At 30.1% G+C, this 23351-nt stretch carries 20 protein-coding genes; 15 read left to right on the top strand and 5 right to left on the bottom strand.

Annotation, left to right across the window (positions count from 1 at the left end; translation table 11 throughout):
- Nucleotides 1-67: 67 nt before the first annotated feature.
- The 4 genes from BLT84_RS15255 to BLT84_RS15240 form a co-directional block, all read right to left on the bottom strand.
- Nucleotides 68-958 (bottom strand): mechanosensitive ion channel family protein, encoded by an 891-nt coding sequence (locus BLT84_RS15255; RefSeq protein ID WP_091267587.1) that lies wholly within the window; start codon nt 956-958, stop codon nt 68-70.
- A 13-nt stretch (nt 959-971) separates the two neighbouring features.
- Nucleotides 972-1463 (bottom strand): Dps family protein, encoded by a 492-nt coding sequence (locus BLT84_RS15250; protein WP_091267583.1) that lies wholly within the window; start codon nt 1461-1463, stop codon nt 972-974.
- Nucleotides 1464-1559: 96 nt separating this feature from the next.
- A complete protein-coding gene (locus tag BLT84_RS15245) occupies nt 1560-1880 on the bottom strand; it encodes a phosphoribosylpyrophosphate synthetase (protein WP_091267581.1) in 321 nt (106 codons plus the stop codon).
- Nucleotides 1881-2114: 234 nt separating this feature from the next.
- On the bottom strand, nt 2115-3095 hold the full coding sequence (locus BLT84_RS15240; protein WP_091267577.1) for a glycosyltransferase family 10 domain-containing protein: 981 nt from the start codon (nt 3093-3095) through the stop codon (nt 2115-2117).
- A 166-nt stretch (nt 3096-3261) separates the two neighbouring features.
- Between BLT84_RS15240 and BLT84_RS15235 the strand changes: the two genes are divergently transcribed.
- Nucleotides 3262-4698, top strand: coding sequence for a lipopolysaccharide biosynthesis protein (locus tag BLT84_RS15235; protein ID WP_091267573.1), 1437 nt, complete (start codon nt 3262-3264; stop codon nt 4696-4698).
- Nucleotides 4695-5768, top strand: a complete 1074-nt coding sequence (locus tag BLT84_RS15230; protein ID WP_091267570.1) for a DegT/DnrJ/EryC1/StrS family aminotransferase — start codon at nt 4695-4697, stop codon at nt 5766-5768. The genes BLT84_RS15235 and BLT84_RS15230 overlap by 4 nt, the downstream gene beginning before the upstream one ends.
- Before the next feature lie 38 nt (nt 5769-5806).
- On the opposite strand, the gene BLT84_RS15225 is transcribed toward BLT84_RS15230, so the two are convergent.
- Nucleotides 5807-6742: a hypothetical protein gene (locus tag BLT84_RS15225; RefSeq protein ID WP_091267567.1), complete on the bottom strand. Its 936-nt coding sequence runs from the start codon at nt 6740-6742 to the stop codon at nt 5807-5809.
- 258 nt (nt 6743-7000) lie between these two features.
- Between BLT84_RS15225 and BLT84_RS15220 the strand changes: the two genes are divergently transcribed.
- The 13 genes from BLT84_RS15220 to murB all read left to right on the top strand — a co-directional run bounded on the left by BLT84_RS15220 (nt 7001) and on the right by murB (nt 23343).
- Nucleotides 7001-8593 carry a hypothetical protein gene (locus BLT84_RS15220; protein WP_172822460.1) on the top strand — a complete coding sequence of 531 codons (1593 nt, stop codon included), beginning with the start codon at nt 7001-7003 and terminating at the stop codon, nt 8591-8593.
- 89 nt (nt 8594-8682) lie between these two features.
- Entirely contained in the window at nt 8683-9762 is a 1080-nt protein-coding gene (rfbB, locus tag BLT84_RS15215) for a dTDP-glucose 4,6-dehydratase (protein ID WP_091267561.1), read from the top strand.
- A gap of 3 nt (nt 9763-9765) precedes the next feature.
- Entirely contained in the window at nt 9766-10644 is an 879-nt protein-coding gene (gene rfbA / locus BLT84_RS15210; RefSeq protein WP_091267558.1) for a glucose-1-phosphate thymidylyltransferase RfbA, read from the top strand.
- Nucleotides 10645-10758: 114 nt separating this feature from the next.
- Nucleotides 10759-11757, top strand: a complete 999-nt coding sequence (locus BLT84_RS15205; protein ID WP_091267555.1) for an SDR family oxidoreductase — start codon at nt 10759-10761, stop codon at nt 11755-11757.
- Nucleotides 11758-11823: 66 nt separating this feature from the next.
- Entirely contained in the window at nt 11824-13107 is a 1284-nt protein-coding gene (locus BLT84_RS15200) for a nucleotide sugar dehydrogenase (RefSeq protein WP_091267553.1), read from the top strand.
- Nucleotide 13108: 1 nt separating this feature from the next.
- On the top strand, nt 13109-14503 hold the full coding sequence (locus BLT84_RS15195; RefSeq protein ID WP_034888122.1) for a nucleotide sugar dehydrogenase: 1395 nt from the start codon (nt 13109-13111) through the stop codon (nt 14501-14503).
- A 13-nt stretch (nt 14504-14516) separates the two neighbouring features.
- Nucleotides 14517-15953, top strand: a complete 1437-nt coding sequence (locus tag BLT84_RS15190) for an MBOAT family O-acyltransferase (RefSeq protein WP_034888124.1) — start codon at nt 14517-14519, stop codon at nt 15951-15953.
- A 1-nt stretch (nt 15954) separates the two neighbouring features.
- Nucleotides 15955-16869, top strand: a complete 915-nt coding sequence (locus BLT84_RS15185) for a hypothetical protein (protein WP_157717955.1) — start codon at nt 15955-15957, stop codon at nt 16867-16869.
- Nucleotides 16870-16949: 80 nt separating this feature from the next.
- On the top strand, nt 16950-18404 hold the full coding sequence (locus BLT84_RS15180) for an MBOAT family O-acyltransferase (RefSeq protein ID WP_091267548.1): 1455 nt from the start codon (nt 16950-16952) through the stop codon (nt 18402-18404).
- 3 nt (nt 18405-18407) lie between these two features.
- On the top strand, nt 18408-19322 hold the full coding sequence (locus BLT84_RS15175) for a hypothetical protein (RefSeq protein WP_091267545.1): 915 nt from the start codon (nt 18408-18410) through the stop codon (nt 19320-19322).
- Between the two features lie 104 nt (nt 19323-19426).
- Nucleotides 19427-21151 (top strand): asparagine synthetase B family protein, encoded by a 1725-nt coding sequence (locus tag BLT84_RS15170; RefSeq protein WP_091267543.1) that lies wholly within the window; start codon nt 19427-19429, stop codon nt 21149-21151.
- A gap of 48 nt (nt 21152-21199) precedes the next feature.
- Nucleotides 21200-22489 (top strand): UDP-N-acetylglucosamine 1-carboxyvinyltransferase, encoded by a 1290-nt coding sequence (locus BLT84_RS15165; protein ID WP_091267540.1) that lies wholly within the window; start codon nt 21200-21202, stop codon nt 22487-22489.
- Nucleotides 22486-23343: a UDP-N-acetylmuramate dehydrogenase gene (murB, locus tag BLT84_RS15160; RefSeq protein WP_091267537.1), complete on the top strand. Its 858-nt coding sequence runs from the start codon at nt 22486-22488 to the stop codon at nt 23341-23343. Before BLT84_RS15165 ends, murB begins: the two co-directional genes overlap by 4 nt.
- Nucleotides 23344-23351 lie beyond the last annotated feature (8 nt).

Raw genomic sequence — 23351 nt, 5'->3', positions numbered from 1 at the left:
ATTGAATAAAAAAAGCCCGATAAATAGATTGGGCTTTTTTATGAATATTTATATCTTTTTACCTTCCTTAAGGCTCTATGTTGGGCTTATTAACCGATAACTGGTTACTAAAATCTATAGTTCTTATAGGGAATGGGATATTGATATTATTCTTATCAAAGGCTTTCTTAACTGCGATAATAGCTTTGTTCTTTGCAACTAAGATATCTTTACTATTCGTTACATCTGTCCAAAATCTGGCTACAAAGTTGATAGAACTGTCTCCAAATCCCTGATACATAAATTCAATTTCCTCATTACCTCGTTGTGGAAAAATATCTTCTAATGTTTCTTTAGTAAGATTTTGAACAAATTCTAGATCGCTACTGTAAGAAACGCCACAATCTAACATTACCCTAGATCTATTAGTTCTTGTGTAATTCTTAAAAGGTTCATCTATGATCTTAGAATTAGGGATCATTACATAATTATTATCCGGCTCTTTAATAATAATGCTTCTAAGGTTGATCTCCATGATCTCACCTTTAAAACCATTGGTTTCCACCCAATCTCCAATTTGTATTTCAGGTAAGAAACTTAAAATTACACCAGAAAATGTATTGTTAAGAGTACCTTGTAGAGCTAGACCTATTGCTAAACCTACTACACCCGCACCAGCGAGTATAGATGTTAAGATCTTATCTAGGTTTAATAATCCTAACGCAATGAAAAACCCTATTAAGATCACTATAACTTTCACTACTTTGGCTGTGATCTGTCTTATAGAATCTTGAGACCCTTTTTTTCTAAGTATGCCATCAAATAATTTTGCAGCATACTTTGCAACCATCACGAAGAATAAGAAAACTAAGGAGGCTAAAATAAAATTAGGGAAATTTAGAATAATTGAATCTAGCCACTCGGCTAACTTATCCCAAATTCCCCTAATTGATTTATTGAAATCAAATTTTTCAAACATTTATTAAATGTTATTATACTGGTTTATGGTTTTCTGTTGTTTTCATTTTCCATGCATCTAACATCCAGCTTGTTTTCTCAAGTTCTCTAATATAAGCACCAATAAGATCTATGGTTCCCTCGTCTCCGCCTTTTTCAGCTATTTCTGTAACTTTTCTCATTTGCTTAAGTAAGGTTCCGTGATCTTCTAAAAGTATTTTGATCATATTTGAATCAGAAATGTCAGATTCAGATTCTTTAATACTAGATGCTTTTAAGTAATCACTTAAATTGCTTGTTGGTTGGAATCTTAGGGTAAGAATTCTCTCTGCAATTTCATCAACCTTCAATTTTGCATCATCATAAAGCTCTTCAAATTTTTCATGAAGATCAAAGAAATTTTTACCGATTACATTCCAGTGAAAATTTCTTAATTTTTGATAATACAAATGATAATCTGCTAAAAGAATATTTAATTCCTTTACTGTATTGGATGTTTTTTTCTTGTCAAGTCCTAAATAACTCATAGTTTTCTTTTATTGAAATATTAATTACTATTCAAAATTACGATAGTATCTAACGTACTGCAAATTTATAGTATGGTTTAATACTATATTAACTATCTATTCTGTCGGTCTGTTTTCCTTCAAATCTAGCTTATCCATCATTTCTTTAGATATCTGCCCTCCGGAAATTCCGTAACCGTCTACAAGTAAACCTTTATTACCGTTGTGTGTGGTAATTGCATATAATATAGAGTTATCATCTGGGTTACTCATACCTTCAAATCTTAATACCTTATCTACATCAAATTCATTAGTAGCATAAGATTCTTTCTGAGATTTTAGCTCAATCTTTTCATCTAGTAAATTAAAATCATGTTCATATCCCTCCTCAAGTTTCAATATATTCATTGCCTGAGATAATGTTCCGTAATCTTTCATAATTTCTTTAATTGATTTAATAATTGAAGATACATTCTATGCTTTTGATATAAAATTTATTCGGATGGTTTAGTATAAGTTTAACGAGGAGAAAAGTATAATACTTATTATGGCAGTGGAACTGTAATTTTATTGTTGTGAGTTTGATGCCAATTTTAATTTCACTGTTTCAATTTTGAAATTAGCAATTGATACAATGAGCCTAATTTTCTTAAAAAAATTCAGATTACATTTTTATTTCAAAAATTTTAAAATTTTTGAATACTTTGAAAATTTATCTTTTAGTTGCATTTGTGCTTTGAGGCTTAATTCGTATTTTAATTGAGCGCCAAACTGAGATCTTTTTTTCAGTTTATCTTTACTAAAAATAGTTTCGAAGAAATTTAAAAGTTTAGTATTTTCTAAATGATTAGGAACGATATTGTTTCTAAATGAGGGAGTATTGAGCATTTCCAGGTATTTTGTGTCATCATTGTCAATTGATTTGATTACACTAATAATATCTTCAAAATTTTCATAATCGTGACAATTTATGAAGGAAGCAGCATTGAAATCTTGAGATACCTCCGGATTTCCCCAATAAATAGGTATTGTATTGGAATTGAAAGCGTGAAGTATCTTTTCTGTGGTATATCCTGGTGCAGATGTGTTTTCAAAAGCTATTGAAAACTTACACTTAGATTGAAAGTTTATCTTTGAATACATCCAATCCCTTGAAAATCTTTCTCCAACATCCATCTTTATATTATTTAGGTGTTTCCCCGGCGATGAAACCATTTTATATTTGCTTAGTAAATGGAAAAAGGTATCTCTAGTAGGATCGGCATTAGAATTCGCGAAAATAAAATTGCAAAAAAATGGTTTCTCTTTAATGATGGAATAATCATAATTCTTGACTAAAAGAAGATCATTAAACTGATTTTCAAATGTGGCGAAATATGGAAACCTTAAGTATCTGTCTTCAAATTCCAAATTAGAAAAGCCTATGGCATAATCGCACAGATTAAAGTCTGGAATCAAATTTTCGGCAGTATAATATATTCTTATACAGCTATAATTAAGAAAGTTATGACCGTAACATGAGTAAATTAAATAATCTGGATTTTCTGAATTTAGCTCAATGGTATAAACTTTTGCTAAAAGATGATAAATATAATTATCATCCACTTTAAAATTTAGGTCAAAATCGGTAAACCATAATTTAAGCGTTGGCATAGTTGCAAATTTTATAAATTTCAGTAAATATAGTAATAGGAATAGGAATCAAACTCTTAGATTATAAGTTCAAATAGCAATCTATTAAAAGAACATCCTTTTGTTAAATCTATTGTATGTATTTTTAAAGAAAATATTAAATAACTCCTTTGAATAATCTTTATAAATGTCATTAAAAAAGCAGGCGACATTTGGGTTGGTTTGGACGTATGCACAGCAATTTGGAAATCAACTCGTTGGTTTTGGTGTTTCCATTATACTTGCAAGATTATTAACCCCAGCAGAATTTGGTTTGATTGGGATGATAGCAATTTTCGTAGCAGTAGGGAATACGCTATTGCATAGTGGTCTGAATAAATCTTTAATAAGGAGCGAAGATCTTAATAATGAAGATTACAGTACTATTTTTTACTACAATTTGATTGTAAGTCTTATAATTTACTTTCTAATTTTTATAACAGCACCGTATATTGCAATATTTTATGAGCAGCCCAAGCTTACGGGGATTCTACGAGTTTATTGCCTATCATTTATAGTAACAGCTTTTTCTGCAGTTCAGTTAGCTAGACTAACGAAAAAATTAGATTTTAAAACACAAACTATTATTTCAATTCCATCAGCGATTGTAGGAGGAGGTATTGGGATATATATGGCATTTGCCGGGTATGGTGTCTGGAGTTTGGTTTGGAGTAGTTTATTCTCTTCAATACTAAATACTGTGCAGTTGTGGATATATTCAAAATGGAGTCCAGAGTTATGTTTTAATACTCATAAATTTAGAAGTCATTTTAAATATGGGTATAAATTAACAATATCCGAACTATTGGATAAAGTTTTTAGTAACATTTTTCTAATTGTAATTGGAAAATATTTTTCTCCTGCACAGGTAGGTTTCTATACTAGGGCAGAAACGATGAAACAATTGCCTGTCAACAATTTAACAAACGCATTAGATCGTGTGACTTTCCCGTTATTTGTTGTAATTCAGAATGATGATGTGCAGTTAAAACGAGTTTATAAAAAGCTAATTAAAATTGTGGTCTTTGTTCTGACTCCCGTATTAACTTTTTTAGCAGTTTTAGCAGAACCAACTTTTAGCTTATTATTTACAGATAAATGGCTACCTGCTGTTCCGTATTTTCAGATTCTTTGTATAACTGGAGTTCTCTTACCTCTACATTCTTACAATCTCAATATCCTAAATGTAAAAGGTCGAAGTGATCTATTTTTAAAAATAGAAGTTTTAAAAAAGGGATTAATTCTAATAACATTACTTATAACGGTCCGCTTAGGAATTATTCCAATGCTCATAGGACAAGTTATAATCTCTATTTTGGCTTTCTTTGTAAATGCGCAATATACTGGTAAGTTTATTGGTTACTCTGCTATTCAACAATTGAAAGATGTATTACCAACCTTTTTATTATCTATTATAGTCGGAGCTATAGTTTTCTTTTTAGATAGATATCAGTTAAATTCTAATTTTGACATTATAAGAGTTTTAATGGGAGGTATTATAGGACTATCGCTATATCTATTATCGGCTTTTCTCTTGAAGTTTGAAAGCCTAAATGAATTATATAATTTGATCTTAAAGAAATGATTCCAGTTACTAAAACATTTTTACCTCCTAGAGAGGAGTATCAGTCTAAATTGAAAGTGATTTGGGAAAGTAATCAATTAACAAATGGCGGTGAATTATTGTTTCAATTGCAATCTGAAATCAAGGGTTATCTAAATATTGAAAATGTAATCCTTACCACAAATGGAACTTTGCCTATTCAGATTGCATTGAAAATATTAGCAAAAAAAGGAGAAGTAATTACAACACCCTTTAGCTATGTGGCCACCACATCTTCTATCGTTTGGGAGAATTGTATTCCGGTATTTGTAGATATCGATCCTGAATATTGGACAATTGATGAGAATAAGATCGAAGCTGCAATCACTAAAAATACAACAGCTATTCTTGCTACTCATGTATTTGGAAATCCATGTAATATAGATAAGATTTCTGCTATCGCAAGAAAATTTAACCTGAATGTAATATACGATGCAGCACACTGCTTTGGAGTAAAATATCAGGGTGATTCTATTTTCAATTTTGGTGATGTTTGCACCTGTAGTTTTCATGCAACTAAACTTTTTCATACTGGAGAAGGTGGAGCATTATTCTCTAGGAATGATCAACTTTATAAACAACTATTTTATAGTCATAATTTTGGTCATGATGGGGCTTTGAATTATCACGGCTTAGGAATTAATGCAAAAATGAGTGAATTGCAAGCAGCTATGGGATTATCAGTTTTGCCTTATGTCGGTCAACTTATTGCTATTAGAAAAGTGCTAGTAGATAAATACAATGATAGCCTTTTTTTTCATAGAATAAGGTCTATAAAACTTAGGGAGCACACAGAATGGAATTATAGTTATTATCCAATAGTTTTTCAAAATGAAGAAAAGTTGATAGAAGCTGAGAAGCTCTTGAATGAAAATGAGATCTATCCACGTCGTTATTTTTACCCATCCTTAAACACTTTAAGTTATGTAACGTATAAGAAGATGAAAATTTCTGAAGAAATATCAAAAACCATTTTATGTTTACCCTTATATGCAAGTCTAGAGTTAACTGAAGTTGTTAAGATATCAAATCTAATTAATAGTGTTATTTGATGTTCGTTTGAACCAGTAAAATGTTATAACATCAATGATTACCATAAGATCCAGGAATCGTAATCAATACAAAAGCATTTATCTTCTCCTGTTCTCATTCCCATAAACATGCCGGGGTTTGAGCTATAAGTACCTATAAATTTATCAGAGTTATAACAGATATCCATACTAGCGAATAATTTTAAGTGCTGTGAAAATTTTTGAGTTTTATCTTTATTAACAAAATCTGCATGTATATATCCTCGTTCTGATGGATTACAAAGAGTGTAAAATTTCCAATCTGGATAGTTCTCTAAAAGCTGTTCAATAATAGAGTAATTATCGGTTAGAATAAAAGCATTTTTTACATCACTTATGGCAATAGCTTTTTTCATATATAATTGAATATTATATAAATCTGTTTCGATTAATTTATCGCCAGACCTAATATGTAATGCAATATAATTTTGAGGAATATTTAGAGAATTTATATGATCATCAATGATTTTTTTACTTTGAGGATCGTATTGCCATATCATTTTAATAATTACTTGTGTGGCATCTAATAAGCATGAATTATCGAGCCCTAATTCTGGGATGTTAAATCTAGTATTAAAAAATTCTTCATTTCTGAAATAGTTCCAAATATCTTGAGTTAGTAAATTACTTCTTGTAATTTTTTTTAAAACTTTAGGGGGTAAAAGGTTTGAATTTCTTATTTGATAACTTCTTTTATTATATCTACTATGTAAGTAAAAACTGCTTTCTTCGCAAAATGGAATAAAGAAATCTGTCCAACCATTCTTCAGAGCAAAATTAGCCTTTTTCGAATATATGGTAAATCTAATTTTATTTTGTAAGCAATATAACATGGCCAATACCATATTATTAAATTCAGAAAAAAAACCTGCGTCTACGCCAATATTAAACGTAATATTTTTTGGAAATGAACTATTTAATTGAGTATAGTTCTTTCGTAAATTTAATTTATTCAAAATTGATAAATCTTTTTAATCAAATTAAAGCAATTTAGATAACTTAAAAGTTTAAGTTACTAATTTATTAAAATAAACTTAAAAATTTAGTAAACATTAGCGCCTGTTTTATTACAATTTGGTTATAGTTTTTAAGAAAAAATGGAAGGTGATGGTTGTTTTTAGGTTTCTGTTTATCATTTGTATATTTGTGCAGAAGTACTTGTAACCTCATATTCCCAATTGTTAGAAATGATCAATTATTTTAATAAATTTTTAATGAGAGCGAATTCTTTAAATTATTTATCTTCAATTTTAGTTGTAGTTGCAATAGTAATTTATTTCTCTACAATTTTCTATGGATTAGATTTTACAGATTCTTTTTATCACATAAATGAGGCTATTCATCCAGTACATGATCAATATAAATTCTCATTCATCCTAAGTTCTCTATTTATAAATTTTATAGCAAGAATATTTGGTGAGCAGGTTATAGTTTTTAGATTTATAAATAGTTTATTACTTCTTATTCCAGGTCTAATTACAATAGTTTTTTTACGAAAAATTATTAGTAAAAAAGACATATTGAATTATATTACTATCTTGTTAATACTTACAACTTCGCTTAATACAAATATTCTTGGATATGATACTTTAACGACTGTTATTCTAACTTTAATCTTTTTTACATGTTACAGTTATTTAATTAATAAAAAAGGATACAAGATTCTGTTGCTATCAGTATTGGTAATAATAGCCGTTTTTATAAGATTTCCGAATCTAATATTAATACCTATTTTGTTTGCTCTATTATTATTTGAAGAGAATTATAGAGACTATAAAAGATCAATACATTTAAAAATTCCAATGCTGTATGTTGTTTTAACTTCAACTATTACTCTATCTGTATTTTATTTAATTAATAACAACTTTTCTGAACACTTTTTGGCAGAAATAAATACTTCGAGCCACAAACCTGGTTTACTGCTAATATCATATTTAAAAGATCTTGCTAAAATATTTGGGTTCAGTTTATATTTTATTTTAACATATAAAGTTCTATCTTTTAATATTGGAAGAGCTAGAAACATCAAAATGAGTTATTTCCTATTTTATTTAGCTCAATTTTTCTTGGCAATAACAGTAAGCGTTGTGTATAAATATAATTTTACTCTTTATTACGTATCAATAGCCTTTAGTTTTGTTACAATTTATCTTATAGAAAATAAGTTTAGTATTTATGGAATAAAATTTAAAATAATTATCTTATTTATTTTCATGCTATTTATACATCCATTTGGATCTAATACTGGTTTACTTAAAGCTGCTTTTTTATTTTTATTATTTCCATTTCTTCTCATAATATTGAGTCCTAAAAATGCTAGATTCTGGATAGGTAATTTAATTTTAATATGTTTTTTAGGTATTACTGTAAAAGTTATTAGTCCATATGAAGATGACAATATGTGGAATTTAAATGCACCTCTAAACATTCATCAGTTATATTTAGTTAGAACTACTAAACAGAGAGCAGATTATATTACAGATATCACATATGAGAGGCAAAGGCTTTTGGGAAAAGATATAGATGTCTATTTTTATGGTAATAAAAGCCATATTTTTAATTATTTATATCCTTCATCCTCTTTAGGAATTTCGGATTTTAATCAGAATTTAGAAAATTCTAATTTTCAGATAAAGATTCAAAATATTCTAAAGAAAAAGAGAAATCTAGCGCTGTTTTTAACCACTTCATATCCAAACAAAATAATTTATAGTTCGCAAAGTTTATTAGAGAAAGAATTGATGGAACTAGGATTTGAAAAAGTTTTAAAAAATCAGGTATTATACTATTTGAAAACTACAGATTAATAACAAACTTCTGAGGTTGGACTATTTAAAATTTACCATAATAATAAAATATTAGGTTAAAAAATGATAAGAATTTTGAATTATTAGATATGATAAAGAAAATCGACAATTTAAATCCAATTAAGATATTAATTACTGGGGGTGCTGGGTTTATAGGTTCTCATGTTGTGCGTCGTTTTGTCAAAAAATATCCTGAATATGAAATTTATAACTTAGATTCTTTGACTTATGCCGGAAATTTAGAAAATCTTCAAGATATTGAAAATGAAAAAAATTATCATTTTCTAAGGGTAGATATTAGTAATGCTGAGAAAATAGATGATATATTTCATACCTATAAATTTAATAAAATTATTCACCTAGCAGCAGAATCTCATGTGGATCGATCGATTCATGATCCTTCAATATTTTTGAAAACAAACGTGATCGGGACTGTAAATTTACTAAATGCTGCAAGAAATACTTGGTCTAAGGCTTCTGGAAATAATTTATTCTATCATATTAGTACAGATGAAGTGTTTGGAACTTTAGGCGAAGAGGGTTTGTTCACAGAAACAACTCCATATAAACCAAATTCTCCATATTCCGCGTCTAAGGCAAGTTCTGATCATTTCGTAAGAGCATATGGAGAAACTTATAATTTGCCATATATCATTTCAAATTGCTCCAACAATTATGGTCCAAATCAGTTTCCTGAAAAATTGATTCCACTTTTTATCAAGAATATTATTGAGAGTAAACCATTGCCTGTTTATGGAGATGGAAATTATACAAGAGACTGGTTATATGTTATAGATCATGCAAAAGCAATTGATCTAGCTTTTCATAAAGGCGAAAATAAATCTTCCTATAATATAGGTGGGTTTAATGAATATAAGAACATTGATCTTGTAAAATTGCTTTGTTCTAAAATGGATGAAAAATTAAATAGAAATCAAGGAGCATCTGAAAATTTAATTAATTATATTAAAGATAGACCAGGTCATGACAAAAGATACGCTATTGATGCCTCAAAAATTTATCAAGATTTAGGATGGAAGCCATCTGTAACTTTTGAAATAGGATTAGAGAAAACAATTGACTGGTACTTGAATAATGAGGAATGGTTAAATCGTTTAACTTCCGGAAAATATAAGGATTATTATTTAAATAAATACCCTAACAAATAAAGTGTGAAAGGAATAATATTAGCAGGAGGAACCGGAACTAGGCTCTATCCTATAACAAAGGCAATTTCTAAACAGCTATTGCCCATTTATGATAAACCGATGATCTATTATCCTTTATCTGTCTTAATGTTAGCAGGAATGCGCGAAGTTTTAATAATTTCTACCCCCGAAGATCTTCCCAATTTTAAAAAGTTGTTAGGAGATGGAAAAGAGTTGGGGATGAAATTTTCTTTTGAAGAACAACTATCTCCCGATGGCTTGGCCCAAGCCTTTATTATCGGGGAAGAATTTATCGGGGAAGATGACGTGTGTTTGATATTGGGAGATAATATTTTTTACGGACAAGGGTTCACGAGCATGCTCAAAAAAGCAGTAGAAAATTCCAAAAATAAAAAAGCAACCGTCTTTGGGTATTACGTAAACGATCCACATAGATATGGAGTTGTAGATTTTAATGGTATAGGTGAAGTTAAGAGTATAGAAGAGAAGCCAATTAATCCGAAAAGTAACTATGCAGTAACGGGCATTTATTTTTATCCAAATTCAGTTATTAAAATAGCAAAATCTGTAAATCCTAGCGAGCGCGGGGAATTAGAAATAACGAGTGTGAACCAGAAATATTTAGCTGAAGAGAAATTAGAAGTGGTATTAATGGGTAGAGGATTTGCCTGGCTAGATACAGGGACTCACGAATCTTTTTTAGAAGCTTCTAACTTTGTACATACTATAGAAAAACGACAGGGATTGAAAATAGCTTGTATAGAAGAGATTGCATATCGCAATGGTTTTATTAATAAAGATCAACTCATTAGAAGTGGAAAATACTATTCTAAAAACAAATACGGTGAGTACTTAATGAAAATAGCAAATGGAATTATTTGATTTATTGAGCACTGAAATATTAAGAGTTTTTTGTTTTCTTTAAGATATACCTTGTAGCGCCTTAATTAAGAAATGCTATCTTTGCCGCTTGTAATTGAAAAAATTTCGATCTAAATGGTTAAGGAACAGTATTCAAGATTAAGTTCTTCTAAAGTATTAATTACCGGTGGTGCGGGATTTATAGGTTCAAATTTATGTGAAGCACTTCTAAAAGTAGGTGCATCAGTAGTTTGCATTGATAACTTCTCAACTGGAAAGAGAGAAAACCTATTGGAACTTCAGAAAGATCCTAATTTCGAATTAATTGAAGGTGATATCAGAGATTTAGAGACTTGCCATAAGGCCATGTCAGGTGTTGACTATGTTTTGCATGAAGCTGCTTTAGGTTCTGTACCTAGATCCCTTAAAGATCCTATTACCAGTAACGATGTAAATGTTTCTGGCTTTTTAAATATGTTGGTTGCTGCTAGAGATGCAAATGTGAAAAGATTTGTTTATGCAGCGAGTTCATCAACTTATGGAGATTCCGAAAATCTACCAAAAGTAGAGCATATTATAGGAAAACCACTTTCTCCTTATGCTATTACCAAATATGTAAATGAACTTTATGCAGATATTTTTAAAAAAGCATATAATTTAGATACGATAGGTCTTAGATATTTTAATGTTTTTGGAAGAAAGCAAGATCCCAATGGAGCATATGCTGCGGTTATTCCAAAATTTGTAATTCAGCTTATGAATTATGAATCTCCTGTGATTAATGGTGATGGTACGTATTCTCGTGATTTTACTTATATTGATAATGTAATTCAAATGAACTTATTAGCATTGAGTTCGGAAAGTGAAAAAGCGGCTAATGAAGTTTATAACACTGCTGTTGGAGACAGAACAAACCTTTTAGAATTAACTACATTACTAAAGCAATATTTATCAGAATTTGATCCAAAGATTGGAGATGTTGAAATTACGCATGGACCTGAAAGAGCTGGTGACATTCCACATTCATTGGCTTCAATAGACAAGGCAAAATCAACCTTAGGTTATGATCCGGAATTTGATATTAGATCTGGGCTTAAGGAAGCGGTAAAATGGTATTGGGAAAATTTAAAATAATATAAATAAAATATAATATCTTCTTTCATTATTATCTTTTGATGGAAGTTTTAATATAAAATATAGATGAATAAGGATACAAAAATAGCAGTAATCGGTTTAGGTTACGTTGGATTGCCTTTAGCTAGGTTGTTCGCAACTAAATATTCAGTAATTGGATTTGATATTAATCAAAGTAGAGTTGCAGAATTAATGGGTGGTCATGATAGTACATTAGAAGTTGAAGATGAATTGTTAAAATCTGCTTTGGTTGATACACCATCGGACGACAACGGCTTATTTTGCTCTACTAAATTGGAAGATATAAAAGATTGTAATTATTATATTGTTACTGTTCCTACTCCGGTAGATAAAAATAACAGACCAGATCTTACTCCATTATATAAAAGTAGTGAGAGTGTAGGGAAAGTATTGAAAAAAGGAGATACTGTTATTTATGAATCTACGGTATATCCGGGAGTTACCGAAGATGAATGTGTGCCGGTTTTAGAGCGTGTTAGCGGTCTTAAATTTAATGTAGACTTTTTTGCAGGATACTCACCAGAAAGAATTAATCCGGGTGACAAGGAGCATACGGTAGAGAAAATTTTAAAAGTTACTGCTGGATCTACGCCAGAAGTTGGAAAAAGAGTGAATAATTTATATGCAAATGTAATAACTGCAGGTACACATTTGGCACCAACGATTAAAGTTGCAGAAGCAGCAAAAGTAATTGAGAATTCGCAAAGAGATATTAATATTGCTTTCGTAAATGAGTTGGCTAAAATATTTAATATGATGGATATTGATACACATGACGTGTTAGAAGCCGCTGGAACCAAATGGAATTTTCTGCCATTTAAGCCAGGACTAGTTGGTGGTCATTGTATTGGTGTAGATCCTTATTATTTAGCTCAGAAGGCTCAAGAATTGGGGTATCATCCTGAAATTATACTTGCTGGTAGAAGAATGAATGATTCTATGGGACAATATGTAGCGTCAGAAGTTGTTAAGTTAATGTTGCATAATGACCTAAAAGTTAAGGGGGCAAATATTCTAGTTTTAGGAATAACTTTCAAGGAAAATTGTCCGGATGTAAGAAATACCAAGGTGGTTGATGTAATTAAGCACATGAAAGAATATGGTATGAATGTTACCGTTTTTGATCCTTTAGCAAATCCTAAAGAAGTTGAACATGAATATTCTTTAGAGACTACGAAAATATTGCCTAAACAGAAGTATGACGCTATAGTTCTTGCAGTTTCTCATAATGAATTTTTAGAAATAAATTTTGATGCTTTAAAAGCAGAAAAAGCGGTGGTTTATGATGTTAAGGGTGTTTTAGGTGATAAATGTGATAAAAAATTATAGAATGAAAGTTAAAAATATTTGTTGTATTGGAGCTGGATATGTAGGTGGTCCAACCATGGCAATAATAGCTCAAAAATGTCCGCATATAAATGTTACAGTTGTAGATATCAATGAAAAAAGAATTTCTGCTTGGAATGATAGGGATGTAAATAATATCCCAATTTATGAACCAGGCTTATCTGATATTGTTGCGGAGGCAAGAGATAGGAACTTGTTTTTTTCTACTAATGTAGATGAGGCTATTGACAAGGCAGATATGATATTTATATCTGTTAACACTCCAACCAAAACTTACGGAATGGGTAAGGGGATGGCAGCAGATCTTAAATTTATTGAATTATGTGCTAGGCAGATCGCTAGAGTTTCAACATCGGACAAGATTGTTGTAGAAAAATCTACTTTACCTGTTCGCACAGCAGAGGCCTTAAAAAACATTTTAGTGAACACAGGAAATGGAGTAAACTTTCAAATCCTATCGAATCCGGAGTTCTTAGCAGAAGGAACAGCGGTACAAGATCTATTAGCTCCAGATAGAGTATTAATAGGTGGAGATATTGATTCTGATAAGGGCAAGGAAGCTGTTAATGCATTAGTGGATGTTTATGCAAACTGGGTGAGCAAAGATCATATCTTAACAACGAATGTTTGGTCTTCTGAATTATCTAAACTTACGGCCAATGCATTTTTAGCACAGCGAGTTTCTAGCATAAATGCTATGAGTGAGTTATGTGAGAAGACGGGAGCTGATGTTAATGAAGTTGCTAAAGCTGTCGGGATGGATTCGAGAATCGGTCCGAAATTTTTACAATCATCAGTTGGTTTTGGTGGATCATGTTTTCAAAAAGATATATTAAATCTTGTATACATTGCTAAATCTTATGGTCTTACAGAAGTCGCAGATTATTGGGAGCAGGTGATAATTTTGAATGATCATCAAAAAAGGCGTTTTGCAGCTAATATTGTAAAGACATTATATAACACAGTTTCAGGAAAAAAAGTTGCGATTTTGGGTTGGGCCTTCAAAAAAGATACAAACGACACTAGAGAATCTGCAGCGATCTATGTATCAGATTATCTTTTAAATGAACAGGCTGAAATTGTTGTATATGATCCAAAAGTTACTGCAGAGCAGATTTATGCAGATTTAGATTATTTAGGATCAAGAACAGATTCAGAGAACAGATCTCTCGTAAAAGTGGTAAACTCAGCTAAAGAAGCTTGTGAAAGCGCTCATGCTGTAGCTATTTTAACAGAATGGGATGAGTTTAAAGAATTGAATTGGAAAGAGATTTACGATAATATGTTGAAACCAGCCTTTTTATTTGATGGTCGAAGATTATTCGAAAGAGCAACAAAAGAGAAAATTGGTTTTGAATTTTACTCCATAGGAAATTAGTAGATCTTAAATTATGTTATTTAATTCCCTAGATTTCGCAGTATTCTTGCCGATTGTTTTTATTCTGTATTGGTTTGTATTTAACAAGAACTTAAAATGGCAAAACTCATTAGTAGCTGTATCTAGTTATGTTTTTTATGGTTGGTGGGACTGGAGATTTTTAAGCCTAATTATATTCAGCACATTAGTTGATTATTTTATTGGAATTGCGTTATCAAAAGAATATGCTCCTTCAAAAAGGAAAATTCTATTATGGTGCAGTATTGTAATTAACCTTGGTTTCTTAGGTTTTTTTAAGTATTATAATTTTTTTCTGGATAATTTTAAGTCTGCATTTAGTTTTTTCGGTAATGAAATCAATTCCAATTCATTGGATATAATATTACCGGTAGGTATAAGCTTTTATACTTTTCAAACTCTCAGTTATACTATAGACATATATAGAGGTAATTTAAAACCTACTTCGAATTTTATATCATTTGCTGCGTTCGTTAGTTTTTTTCCGCAGTTAGTGGCTGGTCCAATAGAAAGAGCATCTAATTTACTTCCGCAGTTCTATAGAAATCGAAAATTTGAATATTCAAAAGCTATAGATGGTCTTAGGCAGGTTTTATGGGGACTTTTCAAAAAAATTGTTATTGCAGACAATTGTGCAGAATACGCAAATTTAATATTTAATAATTCCGATGATTATTCTGGCAGCACCTTAGTAATTGGTGCATTATTTTTTACATTCCAAATATATTGTGATTTTTCGGGTTATTCTGATATCGCAATAGGAATTTCAAGATTGTTTGGTTTTAATTTAATGAAAAATTTTGCTTTTCCATATTTTTCAAGAGACATAGGAGAATTTTGGAGACGTTGGCACATTTCACTATCCACTTGGTTTCGTGATTACCTTTATATACCTCTGGGAGGTAGTAGAGGTGGTGTATGGCTCAAAATACGGAACACTTTTATAATATTTATTGTTAGTGGTTTTTGGCATGGTGCTAATTGGACATTTGTGATTTGGGGATTTTTGAATGCATTGTACTTTCTACCTTTACTTTTAACTAATAGAAATAGGGGTAATTTGGATGTTGTAGCATCAAATTCTTCCTTACCTAATATGAGAGAGTTGCTTAGTATGTTAGGAACTTTTCTTTTAACCGTTTTAGCATGGATATTTTTCAGAGCAGAAAATATTAGACATTCTCTAAGTATTTTTAAAGAGATTTTTTCAAAAACATTATTTAGTATACCTACTGTTCTTCCTTTTATGATTATTCTATTGTTATTATTCTTCATAACCATAGAATGGTCTGGAAGGCGCAATGAATATGCAATAGAAAAATTAGGGTTTAAAACTTCACGTTATGCTAGATGGGGCTTCTATATGTTCATTGCAACATTGATCTTTCTTTTTGATGGAAAGGAACAAGCATTTATTTATTTCCAATTTTAATATGAAAAGTTTTTTAATTAAAATATCGATGTTTTTGATGTTTCTAAGCTTAATAGCGATAGGAATATTTCTATTAGCTGATGGAAATTCTGATTCATACTATACAAACTTCACCTCTTCTAAACAGAGTTCGCTCATATTAGGTACCTCAAAGGCTGCTCAAGGACTCCAACCAGCGGTAATAAATGGAATTCTAAATAGATCAGATGTGAATAATTTTGCATTTACCGTAGCCCACAGTCCTTATGGTCCCGTTTATTTGGAGGCAATTAAGAAAAAAATTGACAGAAATACCAAGGATGGAATTTTTATCGTTACAGTAGACCCTTATAGTGTTTCTAGTAGACATAAAGATGCCAATGATGTAGGATTATTCAGAGAAAATGATAAATTTTTAGCAACGGTAAGCAGTGTTACTTCCAATCCTAATTTCGAATATCTATATCAAGAATATTCTTATCCGTACATTTATATACTTACTAAAAAGTTTGATTATATAGATGATGATTTTCTACATCCTGATGGTTGGAATGAGGTTAATATATCTATGAAACAAAAGGATTTTGAGGTAAGAAACAAATCAAAAATAAAATCTTACAAAAAACTTCTAAAAGTTTACAAATTTTCAGACAAACGTTATGAATATTTTGAAAAAACTATTTCCTTCCTAAAGGAATATGGTAAGGTGTATTTAGTGCGTCTTCCTGTATCTACCGAATTTTTGGAAATGGAGAATAGTGTATATCCGGAATTTGATTCTAAGTTAAGTAATACCTCTTCAGAATTTAATGTACCTTTCTTAGATCTTACCAAGGAGTACATTGTGTATAAATATACAGATGGTAATCATTTATATAAAACTTCTGGTACAGAGGTTAGTGAAAAAATCGCAAAATTCATATTGAACTATAAGTAAATTTAGAACAAAATTTTAGTTGGTTTATTTGTCAAACCAATAATGATTCATAAAAAGAATTTTAATATCATTACTTTGAAATGTTATTCAATTCCTTAGATTTCGCAATTTTTTTACCAATAGTGTTTATTCTCTATTGGTTTGTTTTCAATAAAAATTTAAAACATCAAAATTTACTAGTTGCATTCTCCAGTTATGTTTTTTATGGATGGTGGGATTATAGGTTCCTATCTTTAATAATTTTCAGTACTATTTTGGACTACTGGATAGGTCGAGGAATTGTAAGTACAAATTCTCCAAAGAATAAGAAAATACTATTATGGATTAGCATATTAGTTAACCTTGGATTTCTTGGAGTTTTTAAATATTATAATTTCTTCATCGATAATTTTAAAAGTGCGTTTTCAATTTTTGGATATGAGCTAAATACAAATTCGCTTAATATCATCCTACCAGTCGGTATAAGTTTTTATACTTTCCAAACTTTAAGCTATAGTATTGATGTTTACAGAGGTAATTTAAAACCCACAAACGATTTTGTGAAATTTGCTGCTTTTGTTAGTTTTTTTCCTCAATTAGTTGCTGGACCTATAGAAAGGGCGACCAATTTATTACCCCAGTTTTATAAAAAAAGAAATTTTTCTTATGAAAATTCAGTAAATGGTTTAAGACAAATTTTATGGGGATTATTTAAAAAAGTTGTGATTGCAGATAATTGTGCAGTATATGCTAATTATATTTTCGAAAACTCTGCAGAACTACCTGGCAGTACTCTTTTTATAGGCGCACTTCTTTTTACAATACAGATATATTGTGATTTTAGTGGATACTCAGATATAGCAATAGGAACATCAAAATTATTTGGATTCAATCTTATGCAGAATTTTGCATTTCCCTATTTCTCCAGAGATAGTGCAGAGTTTTGGAGAAGGTGGCATATCTCTTTATCTACTTGGTTTAGAGATTATTTATATATTCCTTTGGGTGGAAGTAAAGGAGGTGTTAAGGTGAAAATTAGAAATACCTTTATAATTTTCATTGTTAGTGGTTTCTGGCATGGTGCTAATTGGACATTTATTATTTGGGGTGCTTTAAATGCTATCTACTTTTTGCCCTTATTACTATCTAACAAAAATCGAAATAATTTAGGAATGGTTGCAGAAAATTCTATGTTCCCAAGCTTAAAGGAGTTCCTACAAATGCTGAGCACATTTATTTTAACAATTTTTGCTTGGATCTTTTTTCGATCAGAGAATTTAGGTCATGCTATTAGTTATATTGGAAGTATTTTTTCTGAGTCATTTTTCGTATACCCACCTGATTTGGATGTTATTGGTTTACAAAAGATTTTAATTATCTTAATAATATTCTTTTTTGGAATTGAATGGTATGGGAGAAAAGGAGAACATGCATTGGATCATTTAGCTATTGTTAAGTCTAAGTTTCTGAGATGGACCTTCTATTGTTTTATTATTTTTTTGATAGGTGTATTTATGTTTACTGAAAAAACCAGTTTTATTTATTTTCAATTTTAATATATGAGACCTTTTCTTATAAATCTTTTCTTTTTTATCCTTTTTGGTTTAGTTGCTTACATAATAGCAGTATTATTATTTGGTGATATTTTAATGAGAAGAACAAATGCAAATATTATGTATGAGCCAGAGAGTGGCTTTAACGAGTTTAGATTTTCTGAAGCTAATAAAATTAAGGATTTAGATGTGTTATTTATTGGATCTTCTCATTCCTATAGAAGTTTTGATCCAAGAATCTTAAATGAATATGGTCTCAAGACTTTTAACTTAGGTACTAGCTCTCAAACACATATTCAAACTAATTATATTCTTAATGAATATTTAAATAAATTAAATCCTAAGCTTGTAGTTTACGAAGTTTATCCGGTTACTTTTATGAGCGAGGGTGTCGAGTCCACTTTGAATTTATTATCTTCGCGCGATAATATAGATTTATCACTCGTAAAAATGTCGTTAACCTCTAGTAATTTAGCAGTATATAATTCTTTTATAAATATTATCTCGTATAAAATATTAAGTAAAGCACCAAAAAACGAGTACCCTATAGAAGAGAAATATATTAGTGGAGGGTATGTAGAAACTTTAGGGACGAATAATTTTGACTATGTAAAAGATAAAACATGGTCGCCTAAAAAAGGGCAATTATCTGCTTTCGAGAGTAATCTGAGCCTAATTAAATCACATAATATTCCAGTTATATTGGTAGAAGCTCCTTATACATATAACTTCACTAATCGTACAGATATCGATAGGTATTTTAAGGATAAGGGAGAGTTCTATAATTTTAATGAAAAATCAGTATTTAAAAATAAATACTATTTTAAAGATTATCATCATCTAAACAAACGTGGAGCTTCACTATTAACAAATACGATAGCCCCGTTATTGAAAACTAAAATTCCTGATAATAAAAACTAATTTGTTTTTAATATAATATCAATAATAAAAAAGAGTTTCTATTTTATTCTTTATCGTTTATCAATCCTTGTTTTGGATAACTAAAAACAAATTACTATTACATTATGTATTTAATTAAGATTTCTATTAAACAACAAAAATTTCATTTTCCAGAATTGGAGAATGAGATAATATACAATTATAATAATTTCGAGATACAGATTTGCTATGATAATTTTTTAAATAGTGTTAGTGAAAATGATAATGATTTAACGTTTACAGAGACTCCTACTGGAAATGTGATTCAAAACGATGATAATTCAGCTTTAGATTATGTAAGTATGTTTTTTGATAAGACATCTGGCAGATTAAATGTTGAAAAGAAAATACTATCGGGACGAAAGGTCTATTACTATCATACAGAAGATGAAATTCTTATTTCGAGTCATATTAAATTATTAAAGAAAGCAGGTGTTCAACTCTTTGAGAATACAGCTATTTTACCAGAATTTTTTGTTCATAGGTTTGTTACAGCTCCTAACACTTTATATAAGGATATTTTTCAATTAAAACCAAGTGAAAAAATTAGTGTACAGCTAGACGGTAATGCGATAGTTCTTCTTAAAAATAAGGATTATGCACCCTTCAGCAAAAGTAGTAACAAAGATCTCGTTTATTCTAACGCTGAAAATTATCAGGATAAAATTAAAAATTTGTTAGAAAAAAGTTTAACAAATTTAAGACCTGTAAAAGATAGGGTGACGAGTATGTTAAGTGGAGGTTTAGATTCTTCCATACTTTATAAGATATTATATCACAAGTTTAATATTTCTACATCTTTTTCTACATGCTATCCTTTTGACAATAAAGAAGTTGGAGAGGCGCAATATGCTAAGACAGCAGCAGAATATTTTAAGGCAGATCACCAACATAAAGAATTTACCAATAATGATTATGTAAAAGGTGTAATTGAATCTATATATCTAGCAGAAGAGCCCTTGTTTCATTTACAAACGGTAATGTTCAATTTATTGTTTAAAAACATGCCAAACAATAAAATTGTTATTTCTGGTCAAGGAGCTGATGGATTTTTTGGTTCACCAAGCCATAATAGTCTTAATAATTCTCAAAAGTTAAAGTATAAATTATTATCTATTCCACCGTTTCCTAAGCTTATTTGGAAATTTGGTGACCACAGTTTGTCTAAGGAATTAAATATTGCTAAGCGCTATAGAGATACTAAACACCTTCCTTTTGCAAATAAGGATCATTTTATTTGGTCTATAGGGAATCAAGGTGATAAAAAATGGGTAGCAAAATATTTTAATGTAACAGAAGAACAGATTAATTCTAATAGACTCAAAATTATAGATAATGTATCAGATAAATCTTTGTATGAAATTATGACAAGTTTAGATTTTATTGGAGATAAATCTGCGACAGAGGGTATATGGTCCAAAATTGCTGAAGCACATAAAAATATTATATATTACCCCTTCAATAATGAAAATCTTATAAAATATAATATGTCTCTTCCTTGGGATCTTAAACTAAAAAAAATGAAAGGTCTATTGCATTATGTTGCCAGACAAAATGATGTGCCAGAGTTTATAATTAATAGAAAAAAGAAAGGTTTCTTTATTTCACCGACAGATTGGATTGGACAAGGTGTAATGAACCCATTAATACCCTTAGCAGCAAAGGTCGTAGATATTAAGATCCTAAAAGAATTACAAAAAAATTCTAAAGGTTTTTTATTTTGGAACTTTTTGAATTATGCTATTTGGAAGAGATTATTTATTGACAATGAATCTGTTGAAAGTCTTCTAAACGAATTAGAGTTGAAGTAATTATAGATCAATTTAGTTATTTTTGAAAAAATTAAAGATTAATAAGAAATGAATATTAAAAAGGCTAGTATAACCGGAGGTCAAATTCCAAAAGGCCAAGTTAAAGTAAGTGGTGCAAAGAATTCAGCAACAAAATTATTAGCTGCATCTTTAATTTGCGATAAGGAGGTTATTTTAAATAATTTTCCAACGGAGTTGGTGGATGCTAATTTCAAATTTGAATATATACAAGATATTGGAGGAATCTTAAATATAGATAGGGATAATGATCAGGTTAAAATTGATTCATCAAAATTATCTAGTGAAAATTTAGATCATTATAATTATGCATTTAGAACTACATATTTGTTAGTTCCAGGTTTGATTAAAAAAGATGGAAAAGCTAAAATACCCTATCCAGGTGGTTGTAAGATCGGACAACGAGGTTATGACTTGCACATGATGGTTTGGGAGAAACTAGGCGCTAAAGTTGAAGAGTTTGAAGATCATATTGAAGTTATTTCAGAGGGTTTTATAGGTACTGATATAAATTTCCCTATCTCTACCATTGGCGGAACAGAATCTGCACTTATTTGTGGAGCTATTGCTAAAGGTTTAACTACAATTAGAAATGCGTATATATCACCAGAGGTAGAAGATCTAATAAATTTTTTAAGGGCTTCAGGGGTTAATATCAAGGTAGTGGGTAATAGTTTTATTCAGATTGAAGGACAAAGCTATATTCCAGGTTCTATATACTCTATTATGCCAGATAGAATTGAAGCTCTAACTTGGATGGTTTATGGAATCCTTTCTAAAGGAGATATTACTATTTTAGACGTTCCATTTTCAACAATGGACATTCCGCTATTGCACTTAAAGGAAGCAGGTATTGATTTTTATCGAAATAGTAAGAATATTAGAATTTCTGATGATTGCTTAGTTAATGGAATTATTCAACCTTTTGAATTAGCAACAGGTACACATCCTGGTATTATTTCTGATATGCAACCATTCTATACTTTACTAGGTCTTCATGCAGATGGTTTTAGTAGAATATTTGATTATAGATACCCGGAGAGAATTAAATATTGTGAAGAACTTTCTAAGTTTTATAATGATAGATTAACATTTGAAAGCGGGAAGATTACTACACGAGGGGATAGTGATATCGTTCCAACTGCTGCAGAGGTTACTTCCACCGATTTAAGAGGCAGTATGGCTTTGGTTATTGCAGCTTTGTTAAGTGATGGAGTATCTGTAATTAACAATGTGGATATGGCGCTTAGAGGTTATAATAATCTTCAGAAAAAGCTATCAGAATTAGGTGTGCAAATTGAAATTACAGATCAAAAATGATATTAAAAGAGAATCAAGATTTAACTCTTTATAACAATTATAGAATTGAAGCTTTCTGTAAAAGAGCTTTTCTCCCACAAAACGAGGATGATTTTATAGAATTATATACCGTTCATAGAGATAGTAGGAAAATTATTTTAGGAGGTGGATATAATGTAATTCTGTCCAAAAAATATTATGAGGAAGATTTTTTGCTAATTGGGGAAACATTTGCCCAATACAAAGTTACAGGTAATATAATTGAAGCTGAAGCTGGAATCGAAATGAAAAAAATGAGTGAATTAGCATTAGCTCATAATCTTTCAGGTTTGGAAGTGTTTTATGACATTCCGAGCTCACTTGGTGGTGCAATCGTAATGAATGCTGGGGCAAGTGGTTCTGAAATCAAAGATCATTTTTTAAGGGCTAGATATTTAGATCTAGATGATTTAAAAATTAAGGAAATCACGAAAGATGAAGCCAGTTTTGAATATAGAAATTCATTTTTCCAAAAAAACACTAATAAAATTGTGTTGAAAGTTTGGTTAGAATTAATTCCGGGAGATCCAGTTATAATTAGAGAGAAAATGGATGATATTAAGACTTCAAGATGGGCTAAGCAACCTAAAGACTATCCTAATGCCGGGAGTGTTTTTAAAAGGCCGGAAGGTCATTATGTTGGCACAATGATTGAGGAATTGGGTCTAAAAGGTTTTACAGTAGGTGGCGCTCAGGTTTCTACAAAGCATGCAGGTTTCATTATTAATTATAATAATGCTACTGGAGAAGATGTGTTAAATCTTATTAAAAAGATTCAGGAAAAAGTTTATCAAGAATACAAGATTAATTTGGAAGTAGAACAGCGTATTATATAGTGTAAATA

Source organism: Gillisia sp. Hel1_33_143, assembly GCF_900104765.1.
Taxonomy (GTDB): domain Bacteria; phylum Bacteroidota; class Bacteroidia; order Flavobacteriales; family Flavobacteriaceae; genus Gillisia.
The sequence above is the reverse complement of the archived record's forward strand: the minus strand, read 5'-3'. Positions and strand labels throughout refer to the sequence as shown.